This is a genomic window from Paraburkholderia sp. (genome assembly GCF_026225065.1).
In the GTDB taxonomy this organism is placed as follows: domain Bacteria; phylum Pseudomonadota; class Gammaproteobacteria; order Burkholderiales; family Burkholderiaceae; genus Paraburkholderia.
The window spans coordinates 1-14,917 of the sequence record NZ_JAMFSB010000174.1; the positions used below are offsets into that span (position 1 = coordinate 1).

The following is a 14,917-nucleotide window of genomic DNA, read 5'->3' on the forward strand; positions in this document are numbered from 1 at the left end:
GACGGCGTGGTGCGCGCACCTTCCGAGTTCTCGATCACCTTGACCGAATTGCCTTCCATGATCGCCACGCACGAGTTGGTCGTGCCGAGGTCGATGCCGATGATTTTGCCCATTTTTACTAATCTCCTGACTTTGATCGCTGCGGTAGGTTGCCTTGTGCCCATCTGGCGGCAAGGCAACCCGCCTTCAATTCAAACCTGCACTCAACATAAGTGCGTCTGCATCGTTTTCAAGACCTTGAACGCAATGCGGTCTTTAATTTTTTTCAATCGCCTGCGGCTTTGGGATTGGTGTTGCCGGGATTGCCCGGCTTGTTGCCATTGCGATTAGCCGCCACTACCGGTCGCCCCATCCGAAGCCTTTGACGCGGCCTTTGCAGCAACCTTTTCCCGGGCAGCTACCACCGCTGCCTCGAACTGCCCGAGGCCGTGCCAGCCGGTCGCCCGGCCAAGCCGCTTGCCACGGTGAAAAAAGAACCAGGTCGGCACACCATGCAGCATGAAACGGCGGCCCAGTTCCCGGTGCTCGTAGACATTGCTGTGAAACCATCTGAGCCTGAGCGCGCGGATCGCGTCGGGCTGCACCAGCATCGCCTTCTTCGCTATTTCACAGTTGAAGCAGTCGAGTCCCCAGAAGAACACCACCGCCAACTCATCGCCAGCCGCTTCGAGCGCGGAGTCGAACGATTCCGCGCTCAATTCCTGCATCTCGAACACGGCAAACGCCGTGGCATCGACGGGAAGGTTGGCCATGATAGCGGGATGCCTGCCCGGGAGCGCCTGAGCTATGCCTTACGCCTACTTCGACTGGGCTACAGTGACGAGCGCCGGACGCAGCACGCGGTCGGCGATCACGTAACCCTTCTGCAGCACGGAGACGATGGTGTTGGGCTCCTGCTCGGCCGGCACCATCGAAATAGCCTGATGACGATGCGGGTCGAACTTCTCGCCGGCGGGCGGATTGATCGCCACGACGCGGCCTTTCTCAAGCGCACCGCTCAACTGACGCAGTGTCAGTTCCACACCCTCGCGAACCTTCTGCAGGTCGTCGGACGAGTGGGCGACGGCGGCCTCGAGGCTGTCGACCACCGGCAGCAGATGCTCGGCAAAGCTTTCGATCGCGAACTTGTGCGCCTTGGTGACGTCTTCCTGAGCGCGACGGCGCACGTTTTCGGTCTCGGCCTTGGCACGCAGGAAGCTTTCCTGCAACTCGGCGATCTTGACCTGCGCTTCAGCCAACGCGGCTTCGGCGCCGGCCGGCGCGGCTTCCGCCGGGTTGACTTCCGGCTGGGCCGCAGTGGCTTCGGCAGCCTGGCGCGCGGCTTCTTCGGCGGGCGTGGGATTCTGGCTCGTCGGATTCTCTTGCGTGTTTTCCATGTCGCTGAAAGTCGTAAAAAAGTTAAAGCCTAGGGCGGCCGCGTGATGTTCTGCAAGGCCCGCTTGAGCGTTGCAGAAACGCCACACAAACCACCGCTCATCGCCCACTTAGTTTGGGTCTCAAAGCACGAATTCAAGCGGTCAAAAGGATCTTTTCGCACCGCAACAGTGCGGCAGAAATGCCTCGTTACAACGATTAATCAGATTGAGATTGAGCGGCCTCGTGGACTGACCTAAACTTCAGCTGTCCACCCGGAAAGGCACGTTTACCCTAACCTGGTATATACCACTTCAATTAACTCATCGCGCGTTCGTCCAGCATCATTTCGGGGGAGTACCGTGAAATTGACCTTCGCAATATCCGTGGTCGCCTTGGTGCTCATAGCGGGAACCACGACCATCTGCATGTCCGGGGCCGTCAACGACAGCACGACCGAATATGGCGGCGTGCATGCCACGATGGAACAACTGTTCAATCCCCACCTGAAAGTTTGTCGATAGTGCGCCGGTCGCGCTTGGTCGGGCGCCCGTGCAAAGCGGCGGCCGGCTCGCGATACGTTTTACGCCGCTCCTGCTCCACCTGGCGCTTCACCTTGCTTTCCTCGGTTTCCGCATAAAGCGTCTGCGCCACACTCGCCGGACCGCGCACGTCGCATACGCCCAGCACCTCCACCTGCCAGACGATGCGTTCGATCTCGATTTCGACGAGATCGCCAACCCGCACCTCCTTGGCCGGCTTGACTGCCGCACCGCCGATCCTTACGTGGGCTTTGTCGACGGCATCAGCCGCCAGCGAGCGTGTCTTGAAGAAACGCGCTGCCCATAGCCACTTGTCGATGCGCAGGCGCGCGCCGGGTTCGGTCGAAATCCTGTAGTTCATCAGTTAGTCTGGCGCCCTATGTGCCAAAGAGGCGTCATAAGTCGCGCTTCAGGCGCGTTGAAAACGATTCCGTCAACCAGTCTCACGCCGTCACCGTACCTTGCACCGAGGCGACCTGCACCGGCCAGCCTTGCAGGTTCTGGGCGACGATCTCCCCTAGCGCCGCGATCCAAGCCGGCGAGGCGTTCAGGCAAGGGATGCGGTGAAACTCCTTGCCGCCCGCATGAAGGAACTCGTCACGGACCTCCATGCCAATTTCCTCAATAGTTTCCAGGCAGTCGGCAGTAAAGCCCGGACAAAACACATCCGCACGGCGCACCCCCGCCGCACCCAACTCCTTGAGCGTCGGCGCGGTGTAGGGCTGCAACCACTCGGCCTTGCCGAAACGCGACTGGAACGTGACACGGCATTCCACCGTTGTCAGCCCGAGCGCCTGCGTCAACAGCGCCCCCGTTTGCTGGCACTGGTCGTGATACGGGTCACCCAGATCGAGCGTGCGCTTGGGAACGCCATGGAAGCTCAGCACCAGTTTGTCGCCCGCCGCGAAATCAGGGCGGCCGTGAGCATGCCAGTACTGATGCACTTGCGCCGCCAGCGCCGCGATATAGGCCGGATGGTCGGCATATTGGCGGATGGTGCGGATTTCCAGCTGGTTGCGCATGCGCTTGAGCGCCGAGAATGCGGCGTCGAATGCTGTAGCCGTAGTCGACGACGAGTATTGCGGATACATCGGCACAAGCAGCACGCGCTCGGCGCCGGCCAGCTTGAGCTGATTCAGCATGTCCGGGATCCCCGGCATGCCGTAGCGCATGGCGTAGTCGACGATCGTCGTGTAGCCGTTCAACTGCAGCAGATGCCGCAGACCTTCGACCTGCTTCTCCGTAAACACGCGTAGCGGCGAGCCTTCCGGAGTCCATACGGCTGCGTACTTCTTGGCCGACGAGCGCCCTCGAACCGGCAGGATCAGGAGCCGCAAGATCACCTGCCAGATGGCTGCCGGAATCTCCACCACGCGTGGGTCGGACAGAAACTGCGCGAGATAGCGCCGCACGGCCCGCGGCGTAGGTGCGTCGGGCGTGCCCAGATTGATCAGCAAAACCGCGACACGATGGGATGTGGCGGGTTGCGATGGCCGCTCGAGGTCGAAACGCATAGGCAACAGGGCTAGCCGCGCGCAGCGGGAAATCGGTTCAGGTGAGACTCATTATAGCGGGGCGGTCCGCCGCCGATAGCTGGCCATTCGGCCGATTGGCAAGCTGCGCGCCGCATCGCATCATTTGCACCATGCAGTTCGGGCTCCTGCCCGATGGAGATGCGGGCAGCGGCAAAGGCGGTGGAACGTGCCGCCCTAGCGTTGCGCGAAGCAGACGCTTATTGCTGGCTGAGCGTTAGCGAGAGCAGGCGCGCGGTGATGTCGACGATCGGAATCACACGGTTGTAGGCCATGCGCGTGGGCCCAATTACGCCGAGCGTACCGACGATCTTGCCGTTGACTTCATACGGCGCGGTCACGACGCTCATTTCCTCGATCGGCACGAGATTCGACTCGCCGCCAATGAAGATTTGTACGCCCTGGGCGTGACTCGATACGTCAAGCAACTGAAGGAGGCTGGTCTTTTGGTCAAACACATCAAACAGCTTGCGCAGCCGCGCCATGTCCGACGACAGGTCGGCCACTTCGAGCAGATTGCGCTCGCCGGAGATCAGCACGGTCTCGCCGGCATCGGCCTCGTCTGTGCTCGCCTTGACAGCGGCGTGCATCAGCGTGGTCATGTCGCCGCGCAACTCGTCGATCTCTTCGCGCAGGCGCCGGCGCACTTCGTCGAACGAAAGGCCGGCAAAGTGAGCGTTGATGTAATTGGACGCTTCCACGAGTTGCGACGGCGAGAAGTCGCGCTGCGTCGCCATGATGCGATTCTGTACGTCGCCCTCGGGCGTGACGATGATGAGCAGGATGCGCTTGTCGGACAGGCGCATAAACTCGATCTGCTTGAAGACGTGGCTGCGCCGCGGCGTCAGCACTACGCCGGCAAACTGCGACAGGCTGGAGAGCACGCTCGCCGCCGCTGCAACGATCTTCTGCGGCTCGCCCGCCTGCAGCGTGGTCTTGACGGTACGGGTGACAGCTTCCTCGTCCGCCGCAGACTCGACCGTGAGCATCGTGTCGACAAACAGGCGATAGCCGCGCGGTGTCGGAATGCGGCCCGCCGAGGTGTGCGGGCTGATGACAAGCCCCGCCTCCTCCAGGTCGGACATCACGTTGCGGATCGTCGCCGGGCTCAGCTCCAGACCGGAGTAGCGGGACAACGTGCGCGAGCCGACCGGTTGACCTTCGGCGATATATCGCTCGATCAACGTTTTGAGGAGGGTTTGTGCGCGGGGATCTAGCATGACGGAAAAGTTTAGCTTAATGACGCGACGACCGCGAGCGCTAACAATAACAGCGTTCGTGCCTTCGTTGGCGAGGCATGGACTGCATGTGCCGGTTTGCCCGCACAACCCCTGGCGCGAACCCTTACCCGGGAGTTCGACGCAGCACATACCGCACCCCTGTCACGAGGAGTTCATCATTCTGGCGATAATCCTGCGCAGGCCAGCCGGCGCGGGCCTGCAGCCTGACAGGCGCGCCCGCCTGACGCCGGCCGCCCATGTGGCCGCGGACGGTTCTTTTCAGCCCTCACCTATGGTGTAATGCCGGCATGCAAGTTACCAGTCAGTTCAAGACCGTCGCGCTCGTCGGGCGCAACAACACGCCAGGCATTGGCGAGCCGCTGACCGCGCTCGCCGCGTGCATCGCGCGGCGCGGCTTCGACGTGGTGTTCGAAGCAGACACCGCCGCGGAGATCGGCATCACCGACTACCCGGCCCTGCGCCCCGCGGAAATCGGCGCGCGGGCCGACGTGGCCGTCGTGCTGGGCGGCGACGGCACGATGCTCGGCATCGGGCGCCAGCTTGCGCCGTATCGCACGCCGCTGATCGGCATCAACCACGGGCGGGTCGGCTTCATCACCGACATCCCGATTTCGGCCATGCAGGAACTCGTGCCGCAGATGCTGGGAGGCCACTTCGAGCGCGAGGAACGCATGTTGCTGGAAGCGCGCATCATGCGCGGCGGCAGTCCGATCTACCACGCGCTGGCCTTCAACGACGTGGTGGTGAACCGCAGCGGTTTCTCGGGAATGGCGGAACTGCACGTGGCCGTGGATGGCCGCTTCATGTACAACCAGCGCTCGGACGGACTGATTGTCGCCACGCCGACCGGATCGACCGCCTACGCGTTGTCGTCAGCGGGACCGATCCTGCATCCGCAGTTGCAGGGCATCGTGCTGGTGCCGATTGCGCCGCACGCATTGTCGAACCGCCCCATCGTGCTGCCGGACGACTCGAAGGTGAGCATCCAGATCGTCTCCGGCCGCGACGTCAACGTTAATTTCGACATGCAGTCGTTCACCGCGCTCGAACACAACGACACGATCGAAGTGCGCCGCTCGCGCCATACCGTGCCGCTCCTGCACCCGGTCGGCTACAGCCATTACGCGACACTGCGCAAGAAGCTGCACTGGAACGAATACCCGTCGCACGAAGACGACATCAAGCCCTGAACCGATCCCGAACGAATCCTGAACGAACACTGCGCCGATCCTGAGCTAACCCTGAGCACCTGGCCGCAGCCGGTAACCCAAGCTACCCGACGACCTCCATGCTTCGCCACCTCTCGATACGCGACTTCGTCATCGTCGCCGCGCTCGACCTTGAATTCGACAGCGGCTTTACGGTTTTCTCAGGTGAAACAGGCGCCGGCAAGTCGATCCTGATCGACGCGCTGGCACTGGCGCTTGGCGCCCGCGCCGACGCAAGCGTCGTGCGCACCGGCGAGACCCGCGCGGACATCACCGCGGAATTCGAAACGCACGCTCAGGTCGACCAGTGGCTCGAGGAGCAGGCCTTAGGCTCGGCAAGCAGCACAAACAACACGCACGGAGCAAACGGAGCCGATCCGCACGACAACACCGTCATGCTGCGGCGCGTGGTGGATGCGAACGGCCGCTCGCGTGCATTCATCAACGGCACCGCCGCGACGCTCGCGCAACTGCGCGAGGTGGGTGAAATGCTGGTCGATATTCACGGGCAGCACGCCCACCAGTTACTGATGCGTCCCGACGCGCAACGTGAGCTTTTCGATACGCACGCAGGTCTGGTGGATAAGGCCGCCGCCGTGAACCGCGCATGGCGCACCTGGCGCGACAAGGTACAAGCGATCGAAACAGCCAAAACACGCGACCGCGAACTGCAACTCGAACGCGAGCGGCTCGCGTGGCAACTGGCCGAGCTCGACAAGCTCGCCCCGCAGCCCGGCGAATGGGAAGAGGTCAACGCCGAACACAACCGTTTGTCGCATTCGGCCAACCTGATCGAAGGCGTGCAGGGAGCCCTCAACGCCCTCTCCGAGTCGGACGAGGCGATGATCACGCATCTTGCGTCGATCGTCTCGAAGCTGCGCGACCTGGCGGAAATCGATCCGGCGTTAAACGACGCACTCGCTGCGCTCGAACCCGCCGAAATCCAGCTGCAGGAAGCCGCGTATTCGCTAAGCCACTATGCGCAGCGTCTCGAACTCGACCCAGACCGGCTCGCTCAGATCGAGAGACGCGTCGACGCCCTGCATTCGGCCGCGCGCAAATTCCGTCTGCAGCCGCAGACACTGCCCGAGGAACACGCCGCGCGCCGCGCGCAACTGGCCGCACTGGACGCCGCCGCGGATCTGGACAGCCTGCACGCCGCCGAAGCCAAAGCGAAGGAAGCCTATCTGGCCGAAGCCAAACAGTTGTCCAAAGCACGCGCCAAGGCGGCCAAGGCGCTCGGCTCGGCGGTCACCACGGGCATGCAGGAACTGTCGATGAAAGGCGGCAGCTTCGAGGTCGCGCTCGTCGCGCTGCCGGAAGGGGGAGCGCATGGCCTCGAGCAGGTCGAGTTCCGCGTCGCCGGGCACGCCGGCGTGCCGCTGCGACCGCTCGCGAAAGTCGCTTCAGGCGGCGAACTGGCGCGGATCAGCCTCGCGCTCGCCGTGATCGCCAGCGCCGCCAGCCCGATCCCCACCCTGATCTTCGACGAAGTGGATACCGGCATTGGCGGCGGCGTCGCCGAAGTGGTCGGGCGCTTGCTGCATCAACTCGGACGCGCTCGACAGGTGCTGTGCGTCACGCACTTGCCGCAAGTGGCCGCGCGCGGCGAGCATCATTTCCAGGTAGCCAAGGCCTCCGACAAGAAAGGCGGCACGGTCAGCAGCGTCACGTCGCTGGACAAGGCCAGCCGAATCGAGGAAGTGGCACGCATGCTCGGCGGCCTGGAGATCACCGCCACCACCCGCAAGCATGCGAAGGAAATGCTGGCGGCGTAGACGGCAGTGGCGACAGCACGCCAGCGTCCTTGACCGCAGAGCCCCTCACCTCACCCAAACACCCGCTTCCACAACGCCAGCACGGCGGCGCGTTCCGCCTCGACAGTCTCGGGCTCGACCCGCGCTTTCTCCATCCCGTCGAGCCGCAGCCTGTGCTGCAGCTTGCGATATGTGCGATACGCCGCGCCGACCGTCTCAGCTTCCTCCTCGCTCATCATCCCGAAGCGCGATACCTCACGCAGCAACGCGATATTGCCGGTATTGCGGATCAGCTCGGGGTCACGCGCGGCATGCAGCAGCACCCAATACTGAACGGTGAATTCGATATCCACCATCCCGCCCCGATCGTGCTTCAGATCGAACAGCTCGGTGCGGTTCGGATGTCCGGCCTCGACACGCTCGCGCATCTCGACAATCTCTTTGGCGAGCGGGCCGGCCTCGCGCGGCGTGGTCAGCACCTGCTCGCGGATCGCTTCGAACCTGGCGCCAATCTCGGCATCGCCCGCACAGTAGCGCGCCCGCGACAGCGCCTGGTGCTCCCACACCCACGCCGTGTTGGCCGCATCGCCTTCGCGCAACTGGTAGCGCTTGAACGCATCCAGATCGGTGACGAGCAGTCCCGATTCGCCGTTCGGCCGTAACCGCAGGTCCACGTCGAACAATGTACCCGCGCCGGTGGCCATCGTCAGCCAGGTGATCAGACGCCGCGCGTAGGTGGAGTAGACGTCGGCGGCTGCATCGTCGGGGTCGTCGTAGAGGAAGATCAGGTCGAGGTCCGACGCGTAACCCAACTCCTTACCGCCCAGTTTCCCGTACGCGATGATGGCAAAACGCGGCACGTCCCGATGACGTTTGGCCAGTTGCTTCCAGACGGCCTCGAGCGTCACGTCGAGCACGGCGTCGGCCAGTTCGGAGAGCCGGTCGCTCACGTGTTCCACGCTCAGCTTGCCGGCCAGATCGATCAGCAGGATGCGGAACACTTCGGCCTGGTGAGCGTGACGCAGCAGATCCATCTGCTGTTCGACGCCGTCCGCCGCGGCAAGGCGCAAACGCAGCGTGCGCTTGAACTCGGCCCAGTCGAACGGACTCGCAATCGCCTCGTCATCGAGCAGTTCGTCGAGCAGTTGCGGATGGCGGATCAGGTACCCAGCCGCCCAGTGCGAAGCGCCCAGCACCGACAGCACGCGGTGCAACGCCTGCGGATATTCGGTCAGCAGCGCCAGATAGGCTCCACGCCGGCTCACCGCTTCGAGCAGGTCGAAGAAGCGCGCCACCGTATCGCCACGCCGCGCGGGCGGCTCCAGCGTGCGAGCCGCTTCGAGCGCTCGCTGCGCAACGATGTCGAAGCGCTGCCGGCTACGCTCGGCGAGCCCAGCATAGCGCGACGAATTCCACACGGCGCGCAGGCGCGCGAGCAACTCGGCCGGCTCTGGAATTCCCAGCTCGACAATGCGCGCCTGCAGAGCGGCGTCCGCGCTATCGTCGGCCAGCGCGCTACTCCAGACCCATACCGCAGCACCGTCTTCCGGCGCACCACAACCGTCGCGGCCCTTGATCTTGTCGGCGAAAATCTGGTCGAACTGCTGTTCGACCATCTCGCGGTGCGCGTCGAGCTTCGCCATCAGCGCGGCGTAATCCTCGAAACCCATCGCATGGGCCAACGCCGCACGCTCCTCCGGATCCACCGGCATCGCATGGGTCTGCGCGTCATTGCGATACTGCAGCCGGTGCTCGAGTTCGCGCAGGAACCGATACGCCTGCGAGAGCCCCACACACACGACCGGCGCGATCAGGCCATGCGTCGCAGCGTGGCGCAGCACGGCAAGCGTCGGCCGCACGCGCAGGCCCGCGTCCTGGCCGCCGCGAATCAACTGGAACACCTGGGCGCTGAATTCGATCTCGCGGATGCCGCCGCGGCCGAGTTTGATGTCGTCGGCCTTGTCCGGCCGCATCGAGGCACGGCGCTGCGCCTCCTGGCGAATCTGCAGGTGCAACGCGCGGATCGCACTGATCACACCGAAATCCAGATAGCGGCGGTAGATAAACGGCGTGCAGATCGCATCGAGCTGCTTCTGCATGCGGCGCGCAGCCTCGCTGCTGCCTTCGGACACGAGCCGCCCTTTGATCCAGGCGTAGCGCTCCCACTCGCGGCCCTGCACGTAAAAATACTCTTCGAGCATGCCAAGACTACACACCAGCGGCCCTGAATCGCCGTTCGGCCGCAGCCGCATATCGACCCGAAACACATAACCGTCGGCGGTTACTTCGGCCAGCGCGGCAATCAGGCGTTTGCCGAGACGCGTGAAAAAGTCCTGCATGGCAATCGGCGGACGCTGACCGCCGGCGGTCTCGCCGTCCTCTTCATAAATGAAGATCAGGTCAATGTCAGACGACACATTAAGCTCACGCCCGCCCAGCTTGCCCATACCGACCACGCCAAGAGCAAGACGCTCGCCCTCGGGACCGCGCGGCTCGCCGTAGAGCATTTCGAGATCGGCGGACAGCACCGCCATCGCCCGCTGGATGGTCGTTTCAGCCAGATCGGTCATGGCTCCGGTGACTTCGGCGACATCGGCGCGGCCGGCCAGATCGCGCTCCATCACGGCACAAAATACCTCGGTGCGTAACTGACGAAGCGCGCGTTTGAGACCCTCTTCGGTCAGCGCTCCATCGGCGGGACTCGCCAGCGCCGCGCACAGATCATCGAAGCGGGCTTCGATCCGCTCGCGCGTGACGGGCTGCGCAGCCAGCATCGCAATGCGCTCGGTCAGTTCGGGACGGGCCGCCAGCGCGCGCGTTGCGTAATGCGAATAGCTGGAACTCAGGAGTGTGGCTTGGGTCATCAAAGGGTGTGGATCGTTCGTTGCTGTATCCAGCTCATCACTGAGCCAGGCGCTGCGTCGCACAGGTCGCGAGACGGCATGGGCACAGGCTTTGAAGGATATTCGTCGCGACTGGCCCGTGTGTTACATTTCGTCGTCAGATCGCAAAACTACCATACGCCCATCCCCGCCGCAGCATGTCCGAGCGAAACGAATCCGCCGAGCAACAGGAAGCCGGACAAGTCAGGTCAGTGAGCGGCGACCACCACGTGGTGCTGCGTCACACCCTGAGAGTGCTGCTGGGGATCGCGCTCGTCGTTTATTTCATTGCAGCCGGTCTGTTCATGGGTCTGCGTTACGGCTTGTTGCCGTACGTCGATTCGTTCCGGCCGCGCATCGAAACCCTCGTCTCCGAGAAGATCCACGCGCAACTCACCATCGGCAAACTGGCGCCGCACTGGACCGGTTTTCAGCCTGGCATCGACGTCACCAACCTGATGATCCGCGACCACGAAGGCAAGGTCGGGCTGAACATCCCGCATGCCACCGCAACGGTCTCGTGGAGTTCGCTGTGGCGATTCAAGCCGATCCTGTCGAGCCTGATCGTCAATCAGCCTGACGTGCTGATCGAGCGCGGCAGCGACGGCTCGCTCTCGGTCGCCGGCGTCGTAGCGCCGAGCACCCATACCGGCAACGACACCTTCAGCTCGTGGCTGCTGCGCCAGCAGGCCATCGTGTTGCGCGGCGGCACATTGAGGTGGCACGACGCACGCCACGACGCGCCTGAACTTGCGCTGCAGAACATTCGTCTGGCCATTCTCAACGACGGCTATAACCACCACCTCGCGTTGCAGGCGCCGCCGGACGGCCGGGTCCTGCACGGCCCGCTCGATTTCCGCGTGTACTTTAAACATGCGCCGCTGTCGGCTATCGGCAAGCCGATCAACTGGACCGGCCAGGCTTACGTGTCGACCGGCCCGGTCGACCTGCCCGCCCTCGCTCATTACATGGATTTTCCGGTCGAGACGTTCGCGGGCCGGATCGACAACGCTATCTGGATCGACTTCGCCCAGGGCCGGATGACCTCGGCAGGCGGCGATCTAAGCGGCTCCGATGTCTCGCTGCGCGTGCGACCGACCCAGCCACGCCTCGACGTGCCCGTCGCAAGCTTCTCCTGGAAAGTCGAGATGGGGCCGGACGACTACACGCTGAAACTGGACCACCTGCACGCGGAACTCGGCCAGCCGCCGCTCGAGGACGGCACGCCGCTCACCCGCACGCTGGCCCTCACAACTTTGAGCGGCCACTACCGTCGCGCATCGGTACAACACGGCCAGTTGTTCAGCGTGACTGGCGACCGTGTCGATCTCGGCATACTCGCCGAATTCAGCCGCGCGCTGCCGCTCTCGGGGCACCTTCTGAATGAACTGGTGCGCTTCGATCCTCGCGGCCTGGTGGCGAACTACCTGATCGAGGTCGAACGGGCCAGGCCGGAATCCGGCGAAGCGGCCAGCGAACGCAATACAGGCGGCGCCGAGCCGATCGTACGCTACCGCTTCAAGGCGGACCTGCAGGGCATCAGCGTTGCAGCCCAGGAGCCGCCGCCAGGGCTCACCCCGTTGGGTCACCCGCGGGCCGGTTTGCCAGGCGTCGAAAACCTGTGGGGCAGCGTCGACGCGGACGAAAACCATGGCGCAATGAGCATCGACACCAACAACGTGGCCCTCACGCTGCCGGGTGTCTTCGACAACCCGCGCCTCAGATTCGACCGCCTGAAGGGTCGCGGCAGCTGGACGGTCAAGCCGGCAGCGCCAGGTGAAGCCCACAAGGCGTTTGCTATTACTGTCCCGGAACTGAGCGTCGCCAACGCGGACGCGGTCGCTTCGGCCACTGCTAACTACAGCAATCCCGGCCACGGCCGCGGCTCGCTCGACCTGACGGCGAAGTTCGAGCACGCGCAGGTCACGCGGATCGTCCGCTATCTTCCCACCAGCATCCCCGAGAAGCTGCGCACCTACCTGGGTCACGGGTTACAGGCAGGCATCTCGCGCGGCGGGGTGATCGAGATACACGGCGACCTCACCAAATTCCCTTATTCGCGCGACCCGACTGCTGGCGTGTTCCAGATCGTGGCTCCGTTCAAGGGCGGCAAGTTCGACCCATCGCCCTTCCCGCCCCGCATGATGAAAGACGGCGTGACGCCGAATGTGTGGCCGCCGCTGGATGGTATCGACGGCACCTTCTCGCTGAAAGAGAACGTGCTGCGCTTTGATGTCGATCGCGCGCACTACAAGCGCGTCGCGCTCGGCAAGGTCAGCGGCAAGATCGACGATCTGGGCACCAAGGCATCGAGCCTCGTCATCAACGGCGATGGACACGGGCCGCTCGCCGACATGCTCGACTACGTCAATGCGAGCTCACTCGGCAGCCTCTCGAAGCACGTCGGCGAAAAGGTGCAGGCCGAAGGGCCCGCGTCGCTGGCACTGAAGCTGACGGTGCCGCGCACGCCGAAACCGCACATCGCCGTAGAGGGTGCGCTCGGCTTCCAGAACAACCGTCTCAGCACCGACAACGTGCCGCCGCTGTCGCAACTGACCGGCAAGGTCCACTTCACCGAACACACCGCCCAGCTCGATCACTTGAGCGGCCAGTTCCTCGGCGGCGACGTTCACGCCAACGGCGGCATGCAGAACAACGGGACTTACGCGCTTGATCTGAACGGCCACATTGCCGTCGACGCAGCCCGCGGCCTCAATCTGCACGGGCCAGCCGCCCAGGTGCTGACGCGCATGAACGGCAGCGCGCCCTACGAGCTGAACGTAACCGGCGCCAAAGGACGTCTGCCCAACGTCACGGCCAGCTCCGACCTGACCGGCCTCGCGCTCGACTTCCCCGCGCCGTTCAACAAGCCGCTCGGCCAACCGATGCCGCTGCATTTCACCTTCAGGCCGGCCGCCTCGGAAAGCGACGCCGGCCTGCAACGCGCCGACCTCAAGTTCGGCCCGATCGCCGCCACCTACCTGCTGCGCCACACGCCGGGCCAGCCGCCGAAGGTGGTCGTCGGCGCAGTCGGCGTCAACAAGCCGGCTGAACTGCCGAGTGAAGGCGTGATCGCCGCGGTCGACATCGACGCGTTCGATGCAGATCAATGGCGCGCCCTGGTGACCCAGATGCGCAGCAAGGAAACGCCCGCGCCCGGCACCCCGGCGAGCGCCCCCAACCCGACGATCACGCAGTTCCTGCCCGACCGCTTTGCCGTCCATATCGGAACGTTGACGCTACTGAAGCGCCACTGGGAGAGCGTGATCGTCGGCGCGTCACGTGACAACGGCAACTGGCAGGCCAACATCGCCTCGAACCAGGTTTCCGGACACGTGGCCTGGTTGCCCGGCCCTGTCAAAGGTTCGCCAGGGACGCTGCAGGCCCGCCTCGCCCGCCTGGTCATCCCGTCTGCCACCGAAAACGATCTGCTAGGCCAGGCGATCTCGGCGCCGGCGCAAAACATGCCGACGATCGATCTGGTGGTGAACGAACTGATCGTGCGCGACCACAACATCGGCAGTCTCGAAGTCGACGCGCATAACTTCCAGGAAGACGGCGTGCCGGTCTGGCAACTGGACAAGCTCGACATCACCAATCCGGCTGCCACGCTGACCGCCACCGCCAACTGGCGCACCTCGACGCAGCTCGGCGCCAATGCCGACGAAGACACGCCGAAGCGCACCGTGTTCGACTTCAAGCTGGATATCAAGGATGCCGGCGCGTTGCTCCAGCAGTTCGGCCAGCCACGCACGCTCAAGGGCGGCAGCGGCACGCTGTCAGGCAAGGTCGTCTGGCGCGGTGGCCCGACCCGCATCGACTATCAGACGCTGAACGGCAACCTGGCGGTCGACATGCGCCATGGCCAGATCCTCAAGGTCGATCCGGGCGTCGCCAAGCTGCTGGGCGTGCTGAGCCTGCAAAGCCTTGCGCGCTTTGCGACGCTCAATTTCAAGGACGTGATCGGCGAAGGTCTGCCGTTCGAGAGCGTGACCGGCATCGGACAGATCAGCGACGGCATCGGCCGCACCGACAACTTCAAGATGGTGACCGCGCCGGCCCGCGCGGAGATGTCGGGCTCGGTGGACCTCGCGCAGGAGACCCAGGACCTGCACGTGCACGTCGTGCCAACCGTCAGCGCGGGGGCCGGCGTGGTCGCTGCCACGGTGATCAACCCGCTGTTCGGCCTCGCCGCACTGGTGGCCGACTTCGCCCTGTCGAAGTCGATTTCGAAGGCGTTCGCAATGGACTATGCGATCACGGGTTCGTGGTCAAAACCCCACGTCGAGCGGGTGCGCGGCGATCGCGGTAAGATGGACCTGCCGGCTTCGACCGTGGAAGCGCAGTGAGTGGCGCAGCGAGCCCGTATCGGTGGGTTCAGCGGACACGGTTGCGAAGCGGC

At 64.1% G+C, this 14,917-nt stretch carries 10 protein-coding genes; 3 read left to right on the forward strand and 7 right to left on the reverse strand.

Annotated features, from left to right (window positions below; all coding sequences use genetic code 11):
• From M0954_RS12765 to hrcA, 6 genes are all read right to left on the reverse strand, one after another.
• Nucleotides 1–113, reverse strand: a 113-nt coding sequence (locus M0954_RS12765; protein WP_297353628.1) for an Hsp70 family protein, incomplete at its 3' end; no start/stop codon positions are given.
• A gap of 213 nt (nt 114–326) precedes the next feature.
• Nucleotides 327–752 carry a thioredoxin family protein gene (locus M0954_RS12770; RefSeq protein WP_297353575.1) on the reverse strand — a complete coding sequence of 142 codons (426 nt, stop codon included), beginning with the start codon at nt 750–752 and terminating at the stop codon, nt 327–329.
• Nucleotides 753–797: 45 nt separating this feature from the next.
• Entirely contained in the window at nt 798–1,376 is a 579-nt protein-coding gene (gene grpE / locus M0954_RS12775; protein WP_133892379.1) for a nucleotide exchange factor GrpE, read from the reverse strand.
• 472 nt (nt 1,377–1,848) lie between these two features.
• On the reverse strand, nt 1,849–2,256 hold the full coding sequence (locus M0954_RS12780; protein ID WP_074265813.1) for an RNA-binding S4 domain-containing protein: 408 nt from the start codon (nt 2,254–2,256) through the stop codon (nt 1,849–1,851).
• Nucleotides 2,257–2,338: 82 nt separating this feature from the next.
• Nucleotides 2,339–3,409 carry a ferrochelatase gene (gene hemH, locus M0954_RS12785; RefSeq protein ID WP_297353577.1) on the reverse strand — a complete coding sequence of 357 codons (1,071 nt, stop codon included), beginning with the start codon at nt 3,407–3,409 and terminating at the stop codon, nt 2,339–2,341.
• A 218-nt stretch (nt 3,410–3,627) separates the two neighbouring features.
• Nucleotides 3,628–4,647: a heat-inducible transcriptional repressor HrcA gene (gene hrcA, locus M0954_RS12790; RefSeq protein WP_074265815.1), complete on the reverse strand. Its 1,020-nt coding sequence runs from the start codon at nt 4,645–4,647 to the stop codon at nt 3,628–3,630.
• Between the two features lie 308 nt (nt 4,648–4,955).
• Between hrcA and M0954_RS12795 the strand changes: the two genes are divergently transcribed.
• Nucleotides 4,956–5,858, forward strand: a complete 903-nt coding sequence (locus M0954_RS12795) for an NAD kinase (RefSeq protein ID WP_297353579.1) — start codon at nt 4,956–4,958, stop codon at nt 5,856–5,858.
• Nucleotides 5,859–5,956: 98 nt separating this feature from the next.
• Complete coding sequence (gene recN / locus M0954_RS12800) at nt 5,957–7,654, forward strand: DNA repair protein RecN (RefSeq protein ID WP_297353581.1); 1,698 nt, start codon at nt 5,957–5,959, stop codon at nt 7,652–7,654.
• Nucleotides 7,655–7,704: 50 nt separating this feature from the next.
• Here recN and glnE read toward each other — a convergent pair whose 3' ends face one another.
• On the reverse strand, nt 7,705–10,497 hold the full coding sequence (gene glnE, locus M0954_RS12805; RefSeq protein WP_297353583.1) for a bifunctional [glutamate--ammonia ligase]-adenylyl-L-tyrosine phosphorylase/[glutamate--ammonia-ligase] adenylyltransferase: 2,793 nt from the start codon (nt 10,495–10,497) through the stop codon (nt 7,705–7,707).
• Between the two features lie 176 nt (nt 10,498–10,673).
• Between glnE and M0954_RS12810 the strand changes: the two genes are divergently transcribed.
• Nucleotides 10,674–14,864 (forward strand): YhdP family protein, encoded by a 4,191-nt coding sequence (locus M0954_RS12810; RefSeq protein ID WP_297353585.1) that lies wholly within the window; start codon nt 10,674–10,676, stop codon nt 14,862–14,864.
• The last annotated feature ends 53 nt before the right edge of the window (nt 14,865–14,917 follow it).

Bases quoted from the DNA above. Each gene is read 5' to 3' on its own strand.
- recN (WP_297353581.1), top strand. From the start codon at position 5,957: ATGCTTCGCCACCTCTCGATACGCGACTTCGTCATCGTCGCCGCGCTC.
- M0954_RS12770 (WP_297353575.1), bottom strand. From the start codon at position 752: ATGGCCAACCTTCCCGTCGATGCCACGGCGTTTGCCGTGTTCGAGATG.
- hemH (WP_297353577.1), bottom strand. From the start codon at position 3,409: ATGCGTTTCGACCTCGAGCGGCCATCGCAACCCGCCACATCCCATCGT.
- hrcA (WP_074265815.1), bottom strand. From the start codon at position 4,647: ATGCTAGATCCCCGCGCACAAACCCTCCTCAAAACGTTGATCGAGCGA.
- M0954_RS12795 (WP_297353579.1), top strand. From the start codon at position 4,956: ATGCAAGTTACCAGTCAGTTCAAGACCGTCGCGCTCGTCGGGCGCAAC.
- M0954_RS12780 (WP_074265813.1), bottom strand. From the start codon at position 2,256: ATGAACTACAGGATTTCGACCGAACCCGGCGCGCGCCTGCGCATCGAC.
- grpE (WP_133892379.1), bottom strand. From the start codon at position 1,376: ATGGAAAACACGCAAGAGAATCCGACGAGCCAGAATCCCACGCCCGCC.
- M0954_RS12810 (WP_297353585.1), top strand. From the start codon at position 10,674: ATGTCCGAGCGAAACGAATCCGCCGAGCAACAGGAAGCCGGACAAGTC.
- glnE (WP_297353583.1), bottom strand. From the start codon at position 10,497: ATGACCCAAGCCACACTCCTGAGTTCCAGCTATTCGCATTACGCAACG.